Here is a 20,674-nt window from a genome sequence, read left to right as displayed (position 1 = left end):
GGTGGGGCGGGGCCGAACGGATGTCGCACATACATTCGAGGATGGGGGTATGGTGGGGGTGAGGTAGCTGGGAACAGATGTTCGAGAGCTGGTGTGGCTCACAAGTGCGGGAGGTGCGTGTGCCGGGGTTCACGCATCTGCACACCGTCTCCGGATTCTCGTTGCGCTATGGAGCCTCGCACCCGGAACGGCTGGCCGAGCGTGCCTCCGAGCGGGGCATGGACGCCCTGGCGCTCACCGATCGCGACACGCTCGCCGGCGCGGTCCGGTTCTCGAAAGCCTGTGGGAAGGCGGGGGTCCGGCCGCTGTTCGGGGCCGATCTGGCCGTGGCGGGTGCGGAGCCCGGGAGCGAGCGGCGGGTGCGGCGCCGGACCCCGGTGCGGGGTGGTGCCTTTGTCGACGAGTCGGCTCCCCGTGTGACCTTTCTCGCCCGGGACGGCGCCCGGGGGTGGGCGGACCTGTGCCGGCTCGTCTCGGCTGCTCATGAGGGGGAGGGGACGCCCCTGCTGCCCTGGGAGCGCAATCACGCCGAGGGGCTGACCGTGCTGCTCGGGCCCGGATCGGACGTCGGGCGCGCCCTGGCCGCGGGGCGGCCCGACCGTGCGGCGCGACTGCTCGCGCCCTGGCGTGACGTCTACGGCGACGCCCTGCGGCTGGAGGCCGTCTGGCACGGCCGGGAGGGTACGGGGCCGGGGTCGCTGCGGCTGGCCGCCCGGACCGTCGGGTTCGCCGCCGAGCAGCGGATCCGGCCCGTGCTCACCAACGCGGTGCGGTACGCCGATCCGGGTCTCGGGCCGGTCGCCGACGTGCTGGACGCGGCCCGGCTGCTGGTGCCCATCGACCCGGCCAAGGGGCTGGACTCCGGTGAGGCCTGGCTCAAGGGCGCCGGGGACATGCTCGCTGCGGCGGAGCGGATCGTGGAGGCCGCGGGGTTCCGGCGGGAGACCGCTCACCGGCTGGTGGAGCAGACGGAGGCCACGGCCGCCGCGTGCCTGGTCGATCCCGAGGACGATCTCGGGATCGGCACCGTCCACTTCCCCGAGCCGCATCTGGTCGGTGCCGGGCGGCGGACCGCCCAGCGCGCCCTTGCCTCGCGGGCGGCGGCGGGGATGGTGCTGCGCGGATACGACCGGCGGCGGGAGTACTGGGAGCGGATGCACCACGAGCTGGACATCATCGCCCACCACGGCTTCGCCTCCTACTTCCTGACCGTCTCCCAGGTGGTGGAGGACGTACGGAAGATGGGCGTCCGGGTCGCCGCCCGGGGGTCCGGGGCCGGCTCGCTCGTCAACCATCTGCTCGGCATCGCGCACGCCGATCCGATCGAGCACCGGCTGCTGATGGAGCGGTTCCTGTCGAAGGAGCGGGTCGTGCTGCCCGACATCGACATCGACGTGGAGTCCGCGCGGCGGCTGGAGGTCTACCGGGCGATCATCGACCGGTTCGGCACCGAGCGGGTCGCGACGGTCGCGATGCCGGAGACGTATCGCGTGCGGCACGCGATCCGGGATGTGGGGGCCGCCCTGTCCATGGACCCGGCCGAGATCGACCGGGTGGCCAAGTCCTTTCCCCATATCCGGGCGCGGGACGCCCGCGCGGCGTTGGAGGAACTGCCCGAGCTGCGCGCGCTGGCGGGGGAGAAGGAGAAGTACGGAAGGCTGTGGGAACTGGTCGAGGGGCTGGACGCCCTGCCGCGCGGGGTGGCCATGCACCCGTGCGGGGTGCTGCTGTCCGACGCCTCCCTGCTGGCGCGTACGCCGGTCATGCCGACCAGCGGCGAGGGCTTTCCGATGTCGCAGTTCGACAAGGACGACGTCGAGGACCTCGGCCTGCTGAAGCTCGACGTGCTGGGCGTGCGGATGCAGTCGGCCATGGCGCACGCGGTGGAGGAAGTGGAGCGGGTGTCGGGGGTGAGGGTCGATCTGGACGCCCTGGCGCCGGGGGATCCGGAGACGTACCGGCTGATCCGGTCGACCGAGACGCTCGGGTGCTTCCAGATCGAGTCGCCCGGGCAGCGGGATCTGGTCGGGCGGCTCCAGCCGGCCACGTTCCACGACCTCGTCGTCGACATCTCGCTGTTCCGCCCCGGTCCGGTCGCCGCCGACATGGTGCGGCCGTTCATCGAAGCGCGGCACGGGCGGGCGCCGATCCGGTATCCGCACCCTGATCTGGAGGGGCCGCTGCGGGACACGTACGGGGTCGTCGTCTTCCACGAGCAGATCATCGACATCGTCGGCATCATGACCGGCTGCGGGCGAGGCGAGGCCGACCGGGTGCGGCGCGGGCTGTCGGACCCGGAGTCGCAGCAGCGGATCAAGGTGTGGTTCGCGCAGCACGCGGCGGTGAACGGCTATGACGCGGAAACGATTCAGCGGACCTGGGAGATCGTCGAGGCCTTCGGCAGCTACGGCTTCTGCAAGGCGCACGCGGTCGCCTTCGCCGTGCCGACCTACCAGTCGGCGTGGCTGAAAACGCATCATCCGGCCGCCTTTTACGCCGGGCTGCTCACGCACGATCCCGGGATGTACCCGAAGCGGCTGCTGCTGGCGGATGCGCGGCGGCGCGGGGTGCCCGTGCTGCCGTTGGACGTGAACGCGTCGGGAGTCGCACACCGTATCGAACTGGTGTCCGGTAAATGGGGGATGAGGCTCGCCCTCTCCGATGTCCACGGCATCAGCGAGGCCGAGGCGGCGCGGATCGCCGAGGGCCAGCCGTACGCCTCGCTGGTCGACTTCTGGGAGCGGGGCCGGCCCAGCCGTCCGCTGGCCCAGCGGCTCGCGCAGGTGGGAGCGCTGGACGCGTTCGGCGCCAACCGCCGCGATCTGCAACTGCATCTGACCGAACTGCACCGGGGTGCCCGGGGCGGGGGCGGCGGCCAGCTCCCCCTGGCCGGGGGGCGCGAGACCGCACCGGCCGGACTGCCCGACCTCACCTCCTCGGAACGGCTCAGCGCAGAGCTGGGCGTGCTGTCCATGGACGCCTCGCGCAATCTGATGGACGATCACCGCGCCTTCCTCGACGAGCTGGGCGTCGTCTCGGCGCGGCGGCTGCGCGAGGCCCGGCACGGGGAGACCGTGCTGGTCGCGGGCGCCAAGGCGGCCACCCAGACGCCGCCGATCCGGTCCGGCAAGCGCGTCATCTTCTCCACCCTGGACGACGGCACGGGTCTGGTCGACCTCGCCTTCTTCGACGACTCCCACGACGCCTGCGCCCACACCGTCTTCCACTCCTGGCTGCTGCTGGTGCGCGGAGTGGTGCAGCGCCGCGGCCCGCGCAGTCTCAGCGTGGTGGGCGCCGCCGCCTGGAACCTCGCGGACCTGCTGGAAGTGCGCCGGGAGGAGGGGCTGGAGGGGGTCGCGGCCCGGCTGGCCGGCGGCGGTGATCACGGTGGTTCCGGCGACGGCGGTGACGGGGCGGTGCGCCGGCGGCTCGCCGGCTCGGAAGGGGCGCCCGCGCCGACGGGTTCCGCGGCCCAGGACCCGATGGAGCAGCGGAAGATCCGCATGACCACGGGGTACGAGATGCACCCCTGGGCCGATCTGCGTCCCGCGGGGGAAGGGCCCGCGGCGGTCGGAAGAAAGTTGTGGCACCAGAGTCCGGGGAGTGCGGGATGACCATCCTCTGCGTACGTTTCCAGCTGTCTCCGACGAGCGAGGCGGATCTGCCCCATCTGCTCGGGATGCTGGAGGAGTTCACCCCCGTCGTCCAGGCCCTGCCGCCGGACGGGGCGCTGGCCGACCTGCGCGGCGCCGAGCGGTACTTCCGGCGGGACGCCGTCGAACTGGCCTCGGTGATCCGGGTGCGGTCGCTCGCGCTGCACGGCGTCGACTGTGTGATCGGGGCCGGGCCCGGGCCGATGCTGGCCCGGATGGCGCTGGACGAGGCCGCGCCCGGGGTGACGCGTACGGTGCCCGAGGAGCAGGGCGCCATCGCGGAGTTCCTCGCGGACAAGCCCGTCGCCGCGCTGCCCGGTGTGGGCAGCGCGACCGCCCGCACGCTGGGCGACTACGGTCTCGACACCCTCGGCCGGGTCGCCGCCGCACCGCTGTCCACACTGCAACGGCTGATCGGCGCGAAGGCCGGCCGTGAGCTGCGCGAGAAGGCGAACGGCATCGACCGAGGCCGGGTCGTACCGAACGCCGTCTCCCGGTCCCTCGCGGCGGAACGCCCCTTCGGGCGCGACGAGCTGGACCCGGACCGGCACCGCCGGGCGCTGCTGTCGGCCGCCGAGGAGCTCGGCGCCCGCCTGCGCGCCCTGGAGAAGGTCTGCCGCACGCTCACCCTCACCGTGCGCTACGCCGACCGGTCCGCCACCACCCGCAGCCGCACCCTGACCGAACCGACCGCGCACTCCCCGGCGCTGACCAGGGCCGCGTACGGCATGTACGAGACGCTCGGGCTGCAGCGGGCCCGGGTGCGGGCCGTCGCCCTGCGCGCCGAGGGGCTCGACCCCGCCGACCGGGCCTCCCACCAGCTGACCTTCGACCCGGTGGACGAGAAGGTCCGCCGTATCGAAGAGATCGCGGACCAGGCGCGGGCCAAGTTCGGCCCGCGGGCGGTGATGCCCGGGGGGCTAGGGGGACGGGCGGCGTAGATCCCTGCCCGTGACGTCAGTTGGCCCACGGCGGCACGATGCGGGTGCCGTCGGCCAGCCGTGCCTCCAGACCGATGGAGGTGGTGACCCAGGAGTACGCGGTCCGGTCGGTCGGGTTCTCGACGGTCAGGGTGGCGCTGGGGTTGATGATCACCGTGTCACCCGCGGCGATCCGCTCGGTGCGGCCGTCGAGGGTGATCAGCAACTCGCCGTCGAGCAGATGGAAGATCTCCTCCCGGCTGACCGTGTGCGCGGGCGCCTTGAGGCCGGCCGGGATCTCACCCCGCCAGGCGCACAGCTCCTTGCTGCCGCTGGCCGGGGTGGCGTACGAGACGAAACGGGCGCCGTGGATCTCGTGGACGACGGCTTCGGACGATCGGACGATGGGCACGATGCCTCCAAGTGGTCAAGTAACTTGACTATATAGTCAAGCTACTTGACCGTTGCGTCAAGGGTGTTTCAATGCATGCGTGCAGAACTCCGAGGCCATGGCCCTGTCCGCCGCCCTGCTCGCCGTCGCCGGCGGGCTCACGCAACGCATCCACGAGGGCGTGCTCGCCCGCGGCTTCGAAGGGGTGCGGCCGGCGCACGGCTTCGCCTTCGCCCGGCTCGCCCCGGACGGCGCCACGGTCACCGACCTCGCCGCCCACCTCGGGGTGACCAAGCAGGCCGCGAGCCAGCTCGTCGACGAGATGGTGCGCAAGGGGTACGCCGAGCGCCGGCCGCACCCCGAGGACGCGCGGGCGCGGCTGGTCGTGCTGACCGAGCGGGGCTGGGCCTGCACCCGGGCCGCGGAGGAGGCGGCCGCGGAAGCCGTGCGGGAGTGGGGGGAACTGCTGGGGGAGCGGGAAGTGCGCTCGCTGGGGCGGCAGTTGCTGCGCATCGCACCGCACGGGCCCATCCGGCCTGCTTGGTGACGGCGTGTCGGCCCAGGCCTCGCGCGCCGGTTATCGCTGCAAGTTTTTACTGACGCGTAACTTCCCAGTTTGACTACTCGCCCGTAACTTGACGAGTGAACAGCATCCTCGTGATCCGGATCACAGGGCCCAGTGCCGTCGCATCCCCCTTGAGCCGCAAGGAGATCACCCGATGCTGCCCTGGAAACGAGTGCTCAGACCCCTGGCCGCGCTGCTGCTGACCGCCGCGGCCGTCACCGTCCCCGCCACCACCGCCCAGGCCGCCGGCGCCCCGAGCTCCGGCTGGAACGACTACTCCTGCAAGCCGTCCGCCGCCCACCCCCGCCCCGTCGTCCTCGTCCACGGCACCCTCGGGAACTCCGTCGACAACTGGCTCGGTCTCGCCCCCTACCTGAAGGTCCGCGGCTACTGCGTCTTCTCCCTCGACTACGGCCAGTTGGAGGGCGTCCCCTTCTTCCACGGCCTCGGACCCGCCGAGAAGTCAGCCGGACAGCTGAAGGGCTTCGTCGACAAGGTGCTCGCCGCGACCGGCGCCGCCGAGACCGATGTTGTCGGGCACTCGCAGGGCGGCATGATGCCCCGCTACTACCTGAAGTTCCTCGGCGGAGCCGCCAAGGTGAACGCCCTGGTCGGCATCGCGCCCAGCAACCACGGCACCGACCTGAACGGCTTCACCAAGCTGCTGCCCTACTTCCCGGGCGCGGCGGACCTGCTGTCGAAGAACACCCCCGCCCTCGCCGACCAGGTCACCGGCTCCGCCTTCCTCGCCAAGCTCAACGCGGGCGGCGACACCGTGCCCGGCGTGCGGTACACCGTCATCGCCACCAAGTACGACGAGGTGGTCACGCCGTGGCGCAGCCAGTACCTGAACGGGCCGGACGTGCGCAACGTCCTGCTCCAGGACCTGTGCGGTGTCGACCTGTCCGAGCACGTGGCCGTCGGTCTGCTGGACCGGGTCGTCTTCCACGAGGTGGCCAACGCCCTCGATCCGGGGCGGGCCACGCCCACCACGTGTCTTTCGGCCTTCGAATGACACGTGTCACCCATTGACGTGTCGTCTGTTGACACGTGCCAGGGAAACGTTTCGGGGCCTGCCCGGCCTGAGCCGCCGGACAGGCCCCGGGTCATGGGGCGGTGAGGGTCAGCGGCCCTGGCGGCCGCCGCTCACCGTCCGGCGCCTGGCCGAGAGGAACAGGGCCGAGGCGCCCAGCGCCAGCGCCGCCGCGCCGCCGATCGCGACGTACGGGGTGGTGCTGTCACCGCCGGTCTCGGCGAGGTTCTCCGTGGCACCGGCAGCCTCGGGCCGGTTGGGCGCGGGTGCGGCGGCCTTCGGCCGGTTCGGCGTGCTCTGCTTCGGAGCCGCCGCCGGCTCCGCCGAGGTGCTGGGGTCGTTGTCGCCGTGCCCGTGGTGCTCGACGGTCGACTTGGCGTTGCCGTCCTTGATCTGCTTCTCGCTGGGAGCGGAGGCGGACGGGGCCGGAGCGGCGGCGCCTGCCGAGCTGCCGCCGCCTGCCGCGCCGCCACCGCCGCCGAAGCTGACGTCCGAGCAGGAGTAGAACGCCTCCGGGCTGTCGGACCGCTGCCAGACCGCGTACAGCAGGTGCTTGCCGGAGCGCTGGGGCAGGGTGCCGGAGAAGGTGTAGAAGCCGCCGGTGGCGGCCGGGTCGGTGGACGTCGCGACCGGCTTCGCGAGATCCAGGTCCTTCCAGGCGAGCGGCTTGGCCGGGTTGTAGCCGGGCTTGGTGATGTAGACCTTGAAGGTGCCCTTGTGAGGGGCCGTCACACGGTACTTGAAGGTGTGCGAGCCGCTGCGGACGCCGGTCGCGGGCCAGTCGGCGCGGGGGAGGTCGAGCCCCTTGAACTCCGCGTTGTTCGCGCTGCAGAGCTTGCCGTCCGGTATGAGCCGCTGGTGCCGGCCGCCCGCGTCGCCGATGCGGATGCCGTTCCAGTCGTAGAGGGCCTGGGTGCCGCCCGCCGCGACCGCCGCCTTGCACGCGGCCGACTTCGGGCTCTCGGGACCCTCGGCGTAGCACTGCGAGACCCGGCTGACCGGGTCGCCCATCGAACCGTGCGCGGCGGCCGGGGCGGCGGTCAGCGCGGTCAGGGCGAGCGGGAGGCTGCCGAGGGCTGCGACGGTGGCCACCTGGCGACGTGCGGTCATGCGGGAACTCCTCGAACGGTTCATGGGACAGGTCCGTGCCCGGGTGGGCCGGATCCCGTGGGGTGATCCGAAGCTAGCCCCTGAAAACCGTGAAATCGCCTGCTGAGGGCGGGTGGAGGAGATCCTTATGGCCCGCTTAAGGGAGTGTTCGGACTGGCATCAGGTAGGTACCGTCACGGAATGGCAGACGAGGAGATCCGGCCGGCCGGGGCCGCCGACGTACCGGTCGTCGCGGAGGTGATCGACGCGGCCTTCCGCCCCTACATCGAGCGCATCGGGCGCGTGCCGCAGCCCATGGAGGAGGACCACGCGGCGAACGTGGCCGCGGGCAAGGTGTTCGTGACGGGCGATCCCGTGACCGGGCTCGTCGTGGCCGAGGCGTTCGCGGACCATCTCTTCCTCGACACCATCGCCGTCCACCCCACCGCGCACGGCGGGGGAGTGGGGCGGCGGCTGCTCCGCTTCGTGGACGCACACGCGCGTGCGCTGGGCCTGCCCGAGGTCAGGCTGTACACGAACGCGCTGATGTGGGAGAACCAGCGGATCTATCCGAGATACGGCTACGAACTGGTGGAGCGCCGCGTGGACGGGCCATACGACCGCGTCCACTACCGCAAGCGGCTGCTCTGAGGCGTGCGTCTCATGACCGGCACCGGCCGCTCAGGCGTCCGGCCACCACGTGCGGGCGATGTCCTTGCGGACCTCGGGGCGCCCGGCGGGGCGCTCGTCGGCCTCGTCGCGGACCCGGCGGACGTCCGTCTTCTTCAGGGGCTTCTGCACGGTCACACGGCGCATGGCTGCCTCCTTAAGGGTCTACCGGGTTCCGCGTTCTCACGGAGGTAGACCTTTCGGGGGAGGGTTACTCATCGCTCCTGGTCTGTCAGTGGCGGCAGTCACGATTCGAGTGTCAGTGGCGGGTGTCACTCTTGGGCCCATGACGAACGTGGACTGGGACGCCGAGGCCGCCTCCTTCGACGAGGAGCCGGACCACGGCCTGCGCGACCCCGAGGTGCGCCGTGCCTGGGCCGGGCGGCTGCGCGACTGGCTGCCCGCCCGGGCGGGAGACGTCCTCGACCTCGGCTGCGGCACCGGAAGCCTGTCGCTCCTCGCGTCCGAGCAGGGACACCGGGTGACGGGCGTGGACCTCTCGGCGGCGATGGTGACGCTCGCCAGGGAGAAACTCGCCGGGCGTGACGCGGTGTTCCTGGTCGGTGACGCCGCGGCACCGCCGGTCGGGGAGCAGCGCTTCGACGCCGTGCTCGTCCGGCACGTCCTGTGGGCCCTGCCCGACCCCGGCCGCGCCCTCAGGCACTGGTGCGGCCTGCTGCGGCCGGGTGGGCGGCTCGTTCTGATCGAGGGCGTATGGGGAAGCGCCGCCCCCGTCGGCATACCGGCGGAGCGGCTCACCGGTCTCCTCGCCCCGGTCGCCGCGCCGGTGCGCCTGGAGCGGCTGTCGGGCGATCCGTCGCTGTGGGGCAGGGAGGTGACGGACGAGCGGTACGCGGTGATCGCGCAGGTCCGGACGTCAGGCCAGGAGTGCGGTGAAGTCGCCGCCGCGGGCGAGTGACTCCAGCTCGTCGAGCGCGGCCAGGGCGGCCCGTGCCGCCTCCGGATCCGTCTCGGCGAGGCCGCTCTCGGCGAACTCGTCCTCGTCCAGGCGCCGTACGTCCAGGCCGTCCGCCGAGCGCCACAGGTCCAGGTCGAGATCCTCCACGACCAGCTCCGGCCCGGAACGCACGGCGGGGCGGGTGATGTCGCAGTACCAGCCCTTCAGCGCGCCCGTGGCGGAGCGGACCTCCTTGATCGCGTACCAGCGGTCGCGCCAGTAGTACTCCGTGAAGACGTCCCCGGGCTCGAAGCGGACGAAGCCGAAGTCGCGGACGCCGGAGCCCGCCCAGGCGGCGCGGACCGCCAGGCGCGTGCCGTCGTCCGTCAGCAGCTCGCCGGTGTAACGGATCTTCGTACGGCCCGCCTTGACGAGCACGACGTCCAGGAGCGGGAGCCGGTCAGCCGAGTTCGCGGACATACCGTATTTCCTTCGCGCAGGTCTCGTAGCCGAACCACTTGTTGATGGCGATCATCGGCTCGTTGCCGGTGTCGTTGCCGGTGAACGCCTCCGTGTACCCCGCGGCGCGGGCGCGGTGCAGGGAGTCGTTCTTGGCGAGCTTCGCCAGGCCCCGGCCCCGGAACGCGCGGGCGGTGCCGGTCATGGCGGTGGCGTAACGGGAGCCGCCGTCGGTGTACGCCGCGCTGAAGGCGGCGAGGCGTCCGTCGACGACCGCGATCGTGGTCAGGTCGCGGTCCAGGAGCGGTTGCTTCCAGGTCTCCTCGATCCAGGCCTCGTAGTCCGTCAGGTCCACGTCGATGTCGCTCGGTTCGTCCGACGAGGCCTCCGCGTCCAGCTCGAACACGGGGCGCGGGTCGTCCGCGAAGTCGGCGGCGGTGCGCAGCTCGACGCCCGCCGGCGGGTCCTGGCGGGGCGGCAGGGACCCGGCCGCCAGGTCGAGGCGCAGGAACCAGGCGGAACGGCTGGCCCGGAAGCCGTGCCGCTCGGCGAACGCGCGGTTGTCCGGCTCGTCCAGCACCCAGGTGAACAGCTTCGTGACGCCCAGCCGTCCCAGGCACTCCTCCGCGGTGCGCAGCAGGAGCGAGCCGGCGCCGCGGCCCGTGTGGCCGGGGCGCACGTAGATGTTGGCGGAGCCCTGGCCGGGCTCCGGGCTTTCGTGGGCGACGCTGATCTGCGCCGTGCCGATGATCTCGCCGTCCTCCTCGGCGATGAGCTGCCCGAAGTGGGCGTCCGGGTGCGCGTGCGTCAGGGTGTGCACCACGGACTCCGGTGTGGAGAGCATGTACGGAAGGGCGAGGCGACGGGTCTCGGAGAACCCCTCGGCGTCGGCTCGGACGTCGGGACGCAGGTCGCGCACGATCATGGTCATGGAGACGCACGCTACGCGTGGGCCCGTCCTCGGTGCCTCTCATTTTCCGTCGGGTGCGCGACAATCGGGCTGTGACCTTGAAGATCGACATCGACGACAGCGCCCCGCCGTACGAGCAGGTGCGGGCGCGGATCTCCGAGCAGGCCCGGTCGGGTGCGCTGCCGGTGGGGTACCGGCTGCCGACCGTGCGGGGACTGGCCGAGTCGCTGGGACTCGCCGCGAACACGGTCGCCAAGGCGTACCGGGCGCTGGAGGCGGACGGGGTGATCGAGACGCGGGGCCGCAACGGCACGTTCGTGGCCGCCGCCGGCTCGGCGGCGGACCGCGAACTGGCATCGGCCGCACAGGCCTACGCGGAGCGGGCCAGAAGGCTCGGGCTGGGCGAGGACGTCGCGCTCGCCGCGGTACGGGACGCCCTGCGGGCGGTGCACGGGGACTAGGGGAGTCCTAACCGGACCGCTGTGCCAGGCGCTCCGGTGTCCGCGTGATGTCCAGCCCCGCCGACCTCCCCGTCCGTGCGAACGCCATCGCGTCCTCCACCGCCGCGCCGCCCGGGTCGTTGTTGAAGTACGCGAAGACGTCCTCGCCGCCCGACCACGTCGTGGCGATGCGGTCGAGCCAGGTGGCCAGCGAGCGACGGCCGTAGCGGGGCCAGGGCCGGGCGCGGCCCTGGTGGAAGCGGACGTAGCCCCAGTCGGTGGTGCGCCACAGCGGCGTGGCCGGGCGGGCCAGGACGTCGGCCCAGCACAGGGCGGCACGCCGGGACTCCAGGACGCGGCGGACCTGCGGGGTCCACCAGGAGTCGTGGCGCGGCTCGACCGCCACCCGGGTCGGGGCCGGGAAGCAGGCCAGGCACGCGTCCAGCAGGCCCGGGTCGGCGCGCAGCGTGGGCGGGAGCTGGAGCAGGACCGGGCCGAGACGGTCGCCGAGGCCCGCCGCGTGGCTCATCAGGCGGTGCACCGGCTCCTCGGGGTCCTTGAGCCGCTTGATGTGGGTCAGGTAGCGGCTCGCCTTGACCGCGACGACGAAGTCCCCGGGCACCCGCCCCCGCCAGTCCTCGAAGGTCTCCCGGGCCGGCAGCCGGTAGAAGGCGTTGTTGATCTCGACGGTGGCGAAGTGCCCCGCGTACTCCTCCAGCCAGAGCCGCATCGGCAGCCCGGACGGATACAGGACGTCCCGCCAGTCCTTGTACTGCCACCCGGACGTGCCGACGAACAGGGTCATATCCCTATCAAAGCACCGCAGGCTCCGGAGGGCGGCCGGGGCGGCTACGCGTCGGCGCGCGTGTGGAAGCGGTAGAACAGCAGCAGGAAGAGGGCCACCGTGACCAGCAGCGCAGTGATGACCACGGGCCGGATGTCGTCGCCGGTCTGACTGTAGAGGAAACCCAGTGCGACACCGGCGAAGACGGCCCGCAGCAGGGCGTGCAGAGCGTGCAGATCGCGCCGGAGACGCCGGAGGACCTGGACCACGGCGATGCAGAGCGCCGTGAAGGCGAGCGCACTCCAGACGCCCGACGCCACATACGCTCCGGTGATCGGGCCACCGTGACGCCGGTTCACCGCGACCCAGTTGCCGTAGACGACACCGAGCACGACGGGCAGGACCCACCGTGCGACGCGGTGGGCGGGTTCGCTGAACACGGTGGGCGCCGTGTGCGCCATCAGAGGCCTCCCTGGTCCCTACGGAGCGCGACGTCGCTCCGCGGCACACCTTGGCACGCCCGGGTAACAGGGAGGTGAGAAGCGGTTGTGAGCGAACCCGGCAAGGTCGCGCACAGAGCCCGGTGGTGTGCCCCCGCTACAGATACAGCCCCGCGTCGACGCCCCCGCGCGGCTCCGGCAGGGACGTCGGGGACGTGCCCCGGCGCAGCGCGTACAGCTCCGCCAGCGTCGCGCCCTCGCGGCCGACGCCCTCCTCATGGCCCAGCCAGGTCACCGCCTCGCGGCGGGTCAGCGGACCGACCTCGATCCGGGCGAGGCAGCGGCCCGGGCGGACCACGGCCGGGTGCAGGCGCTCCAGGTCCTCGTTGGTCGTGACCCCGACCAGGACGTTGCGCCCCTGGCCGAGCAGGCCGTCCGTCAGGTTCAGCAGCCTCGAAAGCGCCTGGCCCGCCGTGTGCTTGGCCTCGCCGCGGATCAGTTCGTCGCAGTCCTCCAGGAGCAGCAGCCGCCAGCGGCCCTTGCCCGTCGCGTCCTCCTCGCCGATGGCGATGTCCATGAGGTAGCCGACGTCGGAGAAGAGCCGCTCGGGGTCCAGGACGCAGTCCACCTGGCACCAGTCGCGCCAGGACCGGGCCAGCGTCCGCAGCGCCGAGGTCTTGCCGGTGCCCGGCGGGCCGTGCAGCAGCAGGAGACGGCCCGCGATGTCCTCCGGGGTCGTCTTCATCAGGCGGTCCATGGCGTCCGCCACCGGCGCGGTGTAGTTGGGACGGACCTCGTCCCAGGTGCCCGCCGCGATCTGCCGGGTGGTGCGGTGCGGGCCGCGGCGCGGGGAGACGTACCAGAAGCCCATCGTGACGTTCTCCGGCTGCGGTTCGGGCTCGTCGGCCGCGCCGTCCGTGGCCTGGTCGAGGATCTTCTTCGCGAGTTCCTCGCCGGTCGCCGTCACCGTGACGTCGGCGCCCCGGTTCCAGCGGGAGACCAGCAGCGTCCAGCCGTCGCCCTCGGCGAGCGTCGCGCTGCGGTCGTCGTCCCGGGCGACGCGCAGCACCCGGGCGCCGGGCGGCATCAGCGTCGCACCGGACCGCACGCGGTCGATGTTCACCGCGTGGGAGAACGGCTGCTCGCCCGTCGCGAAGCGGCCGAGGAACAGCGCGTCGACGACGTCGGACGGGGAGTCGGAGTCGTCGACGTTGAGCCGGATCGGCAGCGCCTCGTGCGGGTTTCCAGACATGCCGCCATGATCCGGCACGGGGAGGCCGCGTGCACCCGGTTTCCCGGTGCACGCGGCATGTCGCCCTTGTGCAGGTCAGCCCAGTGAGCGGGAGACCAGCCGGCGCGCCTGCCGGACCCTGCGGACGACGGCGTACCCCTTGGTCAGGGCACGGTCCCCGGCGAACGTACGGGCGATCGCGCGGCCCTCGACGACCCGCTCGAACTCCTCGATGCCCGTGCTGCGGCGCACCGTCACCCGCCGCAGTGCGTAGGGCCCCTGCGCGCGCCGCGCGAGCCCGTTGCCGACGGCGAGGGCCTGGGCGTAGCCCGTCTCGCGCACCGCCTGCCGGACCCGGCGGCTGGAGTAGCCGTAGGGGTAGGCGAACGAGGCCGGGACGGTGCCCAGCTGGTCCGAGACGATCTCCTTGCAGTGGATCAGCTCGAACCGCAGGGTGGCGTCGGAGACCTGGTCGAGCTGCGGGTGGCTGTGGCTGTGCCCGCCGATCTCGACGCCCGCCGCCGCGAGTTCGCGCACCTGGTCCCAGTCCAGCATGGTGTCCAGGCCGCCCCCGGTGTCGTACGGCCCCCTGAGCCACCCGGTCGAGACGAACAGGGTGGCCGGGAAACCGTGCTTGGCCAGGGCGGGGAGGGCGTGCCGGTGCACGCCCTCGTAGCCGTCGTCGAAGGTGATGAGGACGGGCCGCTCGGGCAGCGCGCGGCCGGAACGCCAGCACGCCGCCAGTTCGGCCGTGGTGACCGGCGTGAGGCCCCGGTCGGCGAGCACCGCCATCTGCTCGGCGAACGCCTCCGGGGTCACCGACAGGGCGCGGGTCGCCTCGTTCGGCTCGGTCGCCACCGCGTGGTACATGAGGATCGGTACACGGACGTCACTCACGGGCCGCCACCCCCACCGCGGGCACCCGGAACGTGGTCCCGCCCCGGCGCGCCCGGACGCTGCCCACGACGTAACCGCCCGCCGCCGTCAGCACCCCGGCCACGATCGCACCCGCCCGGCCCGCACCGCCCGGCCGGGCCAGCAGGGCGTCCCGCAGCCCCCGCGCCACCCCGGCCGGCAGGACCCGCGTGGCGTACCGGCGCTCCGACTCCAAGCCCTTCCCGGCGCCGACGCTGCGCGCCACCAGGGCCTTGGACAGGCCCTCGGCGTAGGTGCGGGTGCGGAAGTAGCGGAAGTGCTCGCGGATCTCGGGCACCCGGTGGTGGATCACCGCCCGGTCGTCGATCAGCAGCACCGCCTCGGGCCGGGCGCGGCTGAGGCGGATGCACAGTTCCGTCTCCTCGCAGCCCAGCGGGCGCTTGTCGCCGTCCCGGCCGATGCCGGTGGCGAAGCCGCCCGCCGCGTCGAAGGCGCTGCGGCGGAACGAGGCGTTGCCGCCGAGCACGTTGCGCACCCGGACCCGGCCGCGCGGCAGGCCCCGGTACGTGCAGCCCACCACCCAGTCGAACTCCTCCGGGAACCAGTCCGGCCGCCGCCCCGACGCCCAGACCGGCACCGTGCGCCCGCCCACCGCCATCACCCGCTCGTCGGCGTACGCCTCGGCGAAGTGCCGCAGCCAGTCGCGCTCGGCCACGGCGTCGTCGTCGAGGAAGGCCACGATCTCGCCGCGGGCCGCGGCGATGCCGGTGTTGCGGCCGGCGGACAGCCCGCGGGGGCCCGCGTTGGCGAGCACCCGCACCACGGACCCCTCGGAGGAGTCCTTGTACTCCTTGGCCAGCCGCTCCCGGAGCGTCTCGTTGTGATCGACGACCAGCAGCGTCTCCAGGGCCGGCTGTGACTGCGCGTGGACCGAGGAGACCGCGGCGAGGATGTCCTCCCAGCGGTCCTCGGTGTACGCGCAGATCACGACGGAGATGCCGGGACCGCTCAAGACACCTCTCCCCGCATCGCGTCCAGCATCGGAGACTGGGGCGAACGGCGGCGCAGGGCACGGCGGTTGGAGCGCTCCTGAAGGATCACCCGGAGCACGCGCAGTCCGTCCCGCACGGCCCGCAGATTGCTGACGCCGTGGATGCGGAGGTATTCGTGGCTCGGGATCTCCTGCACCTTCAGCCCGGCCTTGACGACGCGGATGTTCATCAGGGTCTCGACCTCGAAGCCGGTGCAGTCGAGGTCGATCTTGTCGAGGCAGTGCCGCCAGAACGCGTTGTAGCCGTAGCAGAGGTCGGTGTAGCGGGCGCCGAACTTGCGGTTGACGACCGTGCACAGTGCCCAGTTGCCCATCTTGCGGATGAAGGTCATGTCGTCGGTGCCGCCGCCGTTGGCGAAGCGGGAGCCCTTGGCGAAGTCCGCGCCGGAGACCAGGGCGGAGACGTAGGAGAGGATCTCCCCGCCGTCCGCCGAGCCGTCCGCGTCGACCATCACGATGATGTCGCCGGTGCAGGCCTGGAACCCGGTGATCAGGGCGTCGCCCTTGCCCTTGCCGCGCTGCTCGACGACCTTCACCTCGGGCCACAGCTCGCGGGCCACCTGGACGGTGTTGTCGGTGGAGTTGCCGTCGACCAGGACCACTTCGTGTATCCAGTCGGGCAGGGACTTGAAGACGTACGGAAGGTTCTCCGCCTCGTTCATGGCCGGGATGACCACGCTCACCGGCGGCGCGATGGCCAGGTGCGAGGAGACGGGCCGGTACTTCCCGGCGAGCGGCGGATGCTGCTCCGCGGCGGCCGGCTGCAGAACTGAGCTCATGAGTCTGGTCCCTCTCGTCCGGTGGACCGCCCCCCCAGGGCAGTCCGGATCCAATCCGGTTCGAAAGGGGGGTTCTCACTCGAGGCACGCCGACATGGAACTTCGGGCACGCCGGGTGAGCTGGCAAAGCTGGCCGGCCGCGAAAACGGCAGCCGACCGCGCGGCACGGCCCGGTCACCACGTGCGGTCACCGAGCACGGCACCCCCCTACCGCGCCCCGCGCCGGTTCGTCGCGGTCCTTGAGCCCTCCCCTAGAGCCGCGTACTGACGGACCGATGCGGGTGAGATGTATGACGGTATTGACGATTGAACCCGTATGGCAAGACCTGGAACGGCCCCTCACGTTTTTGTTGGTTTGGCCGTTGCGGCAGGCGCCTTGTGCGACGCAAGTTGCACGTTCCCTTCGCATAAACATGCGTTCCCCGGAGGCGATCAGGGCCTCCGGGGAACGCATGTTCAGGTGCCGGTGCGGTCCGCGGTCACTGCACGAGCTGCAGCAGCCGGTTCGGCGAGCCCGAACCCGCGCTGGTGACCTTGCCGGTGACGGCGCCGTTCACCAGGGCCGTGGCGACCTGGGCCGGGGTGGACGAGGTGTGGCCCGCCAGGTAGACCGCCGCCGCGCCAGCGACGTGCGGGGTCGCCATCGAGGTGCCGGAGATGGTGTTGGTCGCGGTGTCGCCGGTGTGCCAACCGGCCGTGATGGAGGAGCCGGGCGCGAAGATGTCCAGCGCGGAGCCGTAGTTGGAGTAGCTCGCCTTGGCGTCCGTGCTGGTGGTGGCACCGACCGTGATCGCCTCGGCGACCCGGGCCGGGGAGGACGAGGAGGCGGTGGTGCTGCTGTTGCCCGCGGCGACGGCATACGTGACGCCGCTGGCTATGGAGTTGCGGACGGCCGTGTCCAGGGTGGCGGAGGCGCCGCCGCCGAGCGACATGTTGGCCACCGAGGGGCCGGAGTGGTTCTTCGTCACCCAGTCGATGCCGGCGATCACACCGGCCGTGGTGCCGGAGCCGCTGTTGTTCAGCACCCGCACGCCCACGATCTTCGCCTTCTTGGCGACGCCGTAGGTCGAGCCCGCGATGGTGGTGGCCACGTGGGTGCCGTGGCCGTTGCCGTCGGAGGCGTTGCTGTCGCCGTCGACCGCGTCGTAGCCGTGTGCGGCACGGCCGCTGATCTGCTGGTGGGTGATGCGCACACCGGTGTCGATGACGTAGACCGTCACGCCGCTGCCCGCGCTGTCCGGGTAGGTGTAGGTGCCGGACAGCGGGAGCGAGGCCTGGTCGATGCGGTCCAGGCCCCAGGGGGCGTTGGTCTGGGTGGCGGCGAGTCCGACCCGCTGGTTCTGCTCGACGGAGGCCACCGCCGGGTCGGCGGCCAGGCGCCGGGCCTCGGTGGCGGAGAGGGTGGCGGAGTAGCCGTTCAGCGCCTTGCCGAACGTCTTGTCGACCGAGCCGCCGTACTCCTTCACCAGCCCCTGGCCCGCGGCCGAGGCGGCCTTCAGGCCGGCGCTCTTCTTGAGCGTGACCAGGTAGCTGTCCTTGATCGCGGTCGGGGAGTCCGCGGCGAGCACCCGGCCCTCGGCGGGCGCGGCCTGGGCGGGAAGGGCGGTGAGCCCGCCGACGAGGGCGGCGGTCGCCAGCGAGGTGAGTGCGGCGAACCCGATTCTCTTGCTACGCAGTTGTGCCATTACGAGGGAGTCCTCCTCTAGGCGGCGCGCGCCTGGGTGGGGCGCGCGTCATGTGGGGGATGTGCGCGTGCTCGCGCACACGGCCCGGGAGCGTCGCGTTCCGCTCCCGGCCGGAGTAAAGCGTCGACCAACTACTGGCGTAGAACAAGAGAGTTGAGCATCCGTCAACAAATCTGTCATGGGCACGTAACAAGAGAGCCCTGACGCGTAACACAAGGTGTGGGGAACGTGCCAAGCGTCCGGGGATGGACCGAAAAGACTTGGCATGGACACTTCCTGTCAACACGCGTAGCTGCTACCACGGTTATGGCAGAGATCCTGCTAAAGGGAGGTTCCATGAGACGTTCCCGACTTGTCGTCCTCGTGAGCTCGCTCCTCCTCGCCGTCGGCACCGCCCTCACCGGGGCGGCGACGGCGCAGGCGTCCTCACTCGCCGCAACTGGCGGCTACGTGGCGCTCGGTGACTCCTACTCCTCCGGAGTCGGAGCGGGCAGCTACATCAGCTCCAGCGGCGACTGCAAGCGCAGCACCAAGGCCTATCCCTACCTCTGGGCCGCCGCCAACTCACCCTCGACCTTCGCCTTCACCGCCTGCTCGGGCGCCCGAACGGGTGATGTTCTCGCGAATCAGCTCACTCCGCTCAGCGCCTCCACCGCCCTCGTCTCGATCAGCGTCGGCGGCAACGACGCCGGATTCGCCGACGTCATGACGACCTGTGTCACCCAGTCCGACAGCGCCTGCGTCTCCCGCATCAACACCGCGCGGGCGTACGTCGACTCCACGCTCCCCGGCAAGCTCGACGGCGTGTACTCGGCCATCCGCACCAAGGCCCCCGCCGCCCGGGTCGTGGTCCTCGGCTACCCCCGCTTCTACAAGCTCGGCGCCACCTGCCTCGGTCTGTCCGAGACCAAGCGCAAGGCCATCAACGACGCCTCCGACCACCTCAACACCGCCATCGCCAAGCGCGCCGCGAACCACGGCTTCGCCTTCGGCGACGTCCGCTCCACCTTCACCGGCCACGAGATCTGCTCCGGCGACTCCTGGCTGCACAGCGTCAGCTGGCTCAACATCGGCGAGTCGTACCACCCGAAGGCACCGGGCCAGTCGGGCGGCTACCTGCCGGTGCTCAACAGCAACGACTGACCGCTCAGCCGGAGCCGGAGCCGGAGCCGGAGTCCGAGTCCGATTCCGCGTCCGGGCCCGAGTCCGAGTCCGAGTCGGAAGGAGAAGGGGAGGCCCCGCCCGTCGGGGTCTCCGCCTCGCAGGACACGGAGAACGGCACCGACTCGGACGTCGTCCGCACCGGCTCCCGCACCTCGACGCTGATCTCGTTCTCGAACGTCCCGGTCTCCGCCTCGGTCGTCACCCGCACCGTGTCCCGCTGCGAACGGCCGCCGCCCTCCGCGAACGACAGCGTCTTCCAGCCCCCGTCCAGCACCTGGCCGTCCCGCGTCACCCAGCGGTAGCTCACCTCGGCCGGCAGCCGCCCCACCGTGAGCGTCGCCGTGAACTCCGGCGCCTGCGCGTTCGGCGGCGGACAGGTGCCCGCGTAGTCCGTGCGCCGGCCCTCCAGGGCGACCCGCACCGACTGCGGCGGCGGACTGCTCTCCTTGCTCTCGCTCGGGGTCGGCGACGGGCTGGACTTCTCGGTCGCGGTGTTCTCCGGCGGACTCTCGGCAGCCGTGGGCGTGGTGTCCCCGGCGCCCTGGTCCTTGCCGTCGGAACCGTCCCCGTTGTTGAGCAGCGCGTACGTCAGACCGCCCACCGCGAGCGCCAGCGCGATCACGCCGGCGACCAGCACCCGCCCGGTCCTGCGGTCCCGGTCCGGGCCGGTGGCCGCCGTGGCGGCGGTCGGCCCGGAGGCCGCAGACGAGCCGGGGAACGGCATCGGGGGTGTGGGAGCGGGCTCGGGGTGGCCCGCGACGGTCGGTGGGAACGCCACCGCCCGCGTCAGGTCCGGGCCCGGCGAGCCGCCCGCCGCGACGGCCCGCAGATCCTGCTCGGCCCGCTCGGGCGGCAGCCGCTGCTCGGGGTCCTTGCGCAGCAGCCCCTCGATCACCGGGGCGAGCGGACCCGCCCGGTACGGCGGCGGCAGCTCCTCGTCGACGATCGCCCGCAGGGTGCTCAGCGGGGTGTCGTGACGGAAGGGGGAGATGCCCTCGACTGCCGCGTACAGCAGCACCCCGAGCGACCACAGGTCCGACTCCGGGCCCGGCGTACGGCCGAGCGCCCGCTCCGGGGCGAGGAACTCAGGAGAGCCGATGACCTCCCCGGTCATGGTCAGCGCCGAGCTGCCCTCGACCATGGCGATGCCGAAGTCGGTGAGCACGATCCGGCCGTCGTTCGAGATCAGCACGTTGGCCGGCTTCACGTCGCGGTGCAGTACCCCGGCCTCGTGCGCCGCTCGCAGCGCGGACAGCACCTCGGCGCCGACGTGCGCGGCACGCTGCGGTGTCATCGGGCCCTCGGCGTCCAGGACCTCCGCCAGGGAGAGTCCGCGCACCAGTTCCATGACGATCCACGGCCGGTTGTCGTCCGTCGCCACGTCGTACACCGTCACCACGTTGTGGTTGGCGACCCGGGCCGCGGCCCACGCCTCACGCTCCAGCCGGGCGTACATCCGCTGCACGTCGTCCCCCGCCAGCCCGGACGGGGCGCGCACCTCCTTGACGGCCACCTCGCGGTGCAGCACCTCGTCGCGGGCGCGCCACACCGTTCCCATGCCGCCCTCGCCGAGCGGCGCCAGCAGCCGGTAGCGGCCGGCGATCACACGCTCATGGCCCGGTTCTTCGAACACGGCG

Annotated in this window: 21 protein-coding genes; 8 read left to right on the top strand and 13 right to left on the bottom strand. The window is 72.1% G+C overall.

Features of this window, described 5'->3' with window-relative positions; all coding sequences use genetic code 11:
• Window positions 1-119: 119 nt before the first annotated feature.
• Window positions 120-3,614: a DNA polymerase III subunit alpha gene (locus tag RFN52_RS08380; RefSeq protein WP_184844474.1), complete on the top strand. Its 3,495-nt coding sequence runs from the start codon at window positions 120-122 to the stop codon at window positions 3,612-3,614.
• On the top strand, window positions 3,611-4,594 hold the full coding sequence (locus RFN52_RS08375; RefSeq protein ID WP_184844472.1) for a DNA polymerase Y family protein: 984 nt from the start codon (window positions 3,611-3,613) through the stop codon (window positions 4,592-4,594). Before RFN52_RS08380 ends, RFN52_RS08375 begins: the two co-directional genes overlap by 4 nt.
• A gap of 16 nt (window positions 4,595-4,610) precedes the next feature.
• Here RFN52_RS08375 and RFN52_RS08370 read toward each other — a convergent pair whose 3' ends face one another.
• The gene (locus RFN52_RS08370) at window positions 4,611-4,985 is read right to left on the bottom strand and encodes a cupin domain-containing protein (protein ID WP_184844469.1); all 375 of its coding nucleotides are present in this window, start codon (window positions 4,983-4,985) and stop codon (window positions 4,611-4,613) included.
• Window positions 4,986-5,064: 79 nt separating this feature from the next.
• Here RFN52_RS08370 and RFN52_RS08365 point away from each other — a divergent pair, with 79 nt between their 5' ends.
• Both RFN52_RS08365 and RFN52_RS08360 read left to right on the top strand, forming a co-directional pair.
• Window positions 5,065-5,511, top strand: coding sequence for a MarR family winged helix-turn-helix transcriptional regulator (locus RFN52_RS08365; protein ID WP_184844466.1), 447 nt, complete (start codon window positions 5,065-5,067; stop codon window positions 5,509-5,511).
• 172 nt (window positions 5,512-5,683) lie between these two features.
• Window positions 5,684-6,544 (top strand): esterase/lipase family protein, encoded by an 861-nt coding sequence (locus RFN52_RS08360; protein ID WP_184844463.1) that lies wholly within the window; start codon window positions 5,684-5,686, stop codon window positions 6,542-6,544.
• Between the two features lie 108 nt (window positions 6,545-6,652).
• On the opposite strand, the gene RFN52_RS08355 is transcribed toward RFN52_RS08360, so the two are convergent.
• On the bottom strand, window positions 6,653-7,672 hold the full coding sequence (locus RFN52_RS08355) for a lytic polysaccharide monooxygenase auxiliary activity family 9 protein (protein ID WP_184844460.1): 1,020 nt from the start codon (window positions 7,670-7,672) through the stop codon (window positions 6,653-6,655).
• A 180-nt stretch (window positions 7,673-7,852) separates the two neighbouring features.
• Here RFN52_RS08355 and RFN52_RS08350 point away from each other — a divergent pair, with 180 nt between their 5' ends.
• Window positions 7,853-8,302 (top strand): GNAT family N-acetyltransferase, encoded by a 450-nt coding sequence (locus tag RFN52_RS08350; RefSeq protein WP_184844457.1) that lies wholly within the window; start codon window positions 7,853-7,855, stop codon window positions 8,300-8,302.
• Window positions 8,303-8,332: 30 nt separating this feature from the next.
• On the opposite strand, the gene RFN52_RS08345 is transcribed toward RFN52_RS08350, so the two are convergent.
• The gene (locus RFN52_RS08345) at window positions 8,333-8,467 is read right to left on the bottom strand and encodes a hypothetical protein (protein WP_107308287.1); all 135 of its coding nucleotides are present in this window, start codon (window positions 8,465-8,467) and stop codon (window positions 8,333-8,335) included.
• Between the two features lie 139 nt (window positions 8,468-8,606).
• Here RFN52_RS08345 and RFN52_RS08340 point away from each other — a divergent pair, with 139 nt between their 5' ends.
• Window positions 8,607-9,239, top strand: coding sequence for a class I SAM-dependent methyltransferase (locus RFN52_RS08340; protein WP_184844454.1), 633 nt, complete (start codon window positions 8,607-8,609; stop codon window positions 9,237-9,239).
• Here the strand turns inward: RFN52_RS08340 and RFN52_RS08335 are convergent.
• Together RFN52_RS08335 and RFN52_RS08330 are read right to left on the bottom strand one after the other, a co-directional pair.
• Window positions 9,198-9,698: a ribonuclease FAU-1 family protein gene (locus RFN52_RS08335; protein WP_184844449.1), complete on the bottom strand. Its 501-nt coding sequence runs from the start codon at window positions 9,696-9,698 to the stop codon at window positions 9,198-9,200. The genes RFN52_RS08340 and RFN52_RS08335 overlap by 42 nt on opposite strands.
• Window positions 9,679-10,608, bottom strand: a complete 930-nt coding sequence (locus RFN52_RS08330) for a GNAT family N-acetyltransferase (protein ID WP_184844445.1) — start codon at window positions 10,606-10,608, stop codon at window positions 9,679-9,681. Before RFN52_RS08330 ends, RFN52_RS08335 begins: the two co-directional genes overlap by 20 nt.
• A gap of 71 nt (window positions 10,609-10,679) precedes the next feature.
• Here RFN52_RS08330 and RFN52_RS08325 point away from each other — a divergent pair, with 71 nt between their 5' ends.
• Window positions 10,680-11,048, top strand: a complete 369-nt coding sequence (locus tag RFN52_RS08325) for a GntR family transcriptional regulator (RefSeq protein ID WP_184844442.1) — start codon at window positions 10,680-10,682, stop codon at window positions 11,046-11,048.
• 7 nt (window positions 11,049-11,055) lie between these two features.
• Here RFN52_RS08325 and RFN52_RS08320 read toward each other — a convergent pair whose 3' ends face one another.
• The 7 genes from RFN52_RS08320 to RFN52_RS08290 all read right to left on the bottom strand — a co-directional run bounded on the left by RFN52_RS08320 (window position 11,056) and on the right by RFN52_RS08290 (window position 17,873).
• Window positions 11,056-11,832: a DUF72 domain-containing protein gene (locus RFN52_RS08320; RefSeq protein WP_184844439.1), complete on the bottom strand. Its 777-nt coding sequence runs from the start codon at window positions 11,830-11,832 to the stop codon at window positions 11,056-11,058.
• A 44-nt stretch (window positions 11,833-11,876) separates the two neighbouring features.
• Window positions 11,877-12,272 (bottom strand): hypothetical protein, encoded by a 396-nt coding sequence (locus RFN52_RS08315; protein WP_184844436.1) that lies wholly within the window; start codon window positions 12,270-12,272, stop codon window positions 11,877-11,879.
• A 136-nt stretch (window positions 12,273-12,408) separates the two neighbouring features.
• Window positions 12,409-13,503 (bottom strand): DUF5925 domain-containing protein, encoded by a 1,095-nt coding sequence (locus tag RFN52_RS08310; protein ID WP_184844433.1) that lies wholly within the window; start codon window positions 13,501-13,503, stop codon window positions 12,409-12,411.
• Between the two features lie 75 nt (window positions 13,504-13,578).
• Window positions 13,579-14,379, bottom strand: a complete 801-nt coding sequence (locus tag RFN52_RS08305; RefSeq protein WP_184844430.1) for a polysaccharide deacetylase family protein — start codon at window positions 14,377-14,379, stop codon at window positions 13,579-13,581.
• Complete coding sequence (locus tag RFN52_RS08300; RefSeq protein ID WP_184844427.1) at window positions 14,372-15,370, bottom strand: glycosyltransferase family 2 protein; 999 nt, start codon at window positions 15,368-15,370, stop codon at window positions 14,372-14,374. The genes RFN52_RS08305 and RFN52_RS08300 overlap by 8 nt, the downstream gene beginning before the upstream one ends.
• Window positions 15,367-16,188: a glycosyltransferase family 2 protein gene (locus RFN52_RS08295; protein ID WP_184844424.1), complete on the bottom strand. Its 822-nt coding sequence runs from the start codon at window positions 16,186-16,188 to the stop codon at window positions 15,367-15,369. The genes RFN52_RS08300 and RFN52_RS08295 overlap by 4 nt, the downstream gene beginning before the upstream one ends.
• A 479-nt stretch (window positions 16,189-16,667) precedes the next feature.
• The gene (locus RFN52_RS08290; protein ID WP_184844421.1) at window positions 16,668-17,873 is read right to left on the bottom strand and encodes a S8 family peptidase; all 1,206 of its coding nucleotides are present in this window, start codon (window positions 17,871-17,873) and stop codon (window positions 16,668-16,670) included.
• A 336-nt stretch (window positions 17,874-18,209) separates the two neighbouring features.
• On the opposite strand from RFN52_RS08290, the gene RFN52_RS08285 reads away from it, so the two are divergent.
• A complete protein-coding gene (locus tag RFN52_RS08285; protein ID WP_184844418.1) occupies window positions 18,210-19,016 on the top strand; it encodes an SGNH/GDSL hydrolase family protein in 807 nt (268 codons plus the stop codon).
• Between the two features lie 4 nt (window positions 19,017-19,020).
• Here RFN52_RS08285 and RFN52_RS08280 read toward each other — a convergent pair whose 3' ends face one another.
• Window positions 19,021-20,670, bottom strand: a complete 1,650-nt coding sequence (locus RFN52_RS08280) for a serine/threonine-protein kinase (RefSeq protein WP_311240922.1) — start codon at window positions 20,668-20,670, stop codon at window positions 19,021-19,023.
• Window positions 20,671-20,674 lie beyond the last annotated feature (4 nt).

The organism is Streptomyces collinus, from assembly GCF_031348265.1.
Classification (GTDB): Bacteria; Actinomycetota; Actinomycetes; order Streptomycetales; family Streptomycetaceae; genus Streptomyces; species Streptomyces collinus.
Note: the sequence above shows the minus strand (reverse complement) of the source record. Positions and strands in the feature narration are given on the sequence as shown.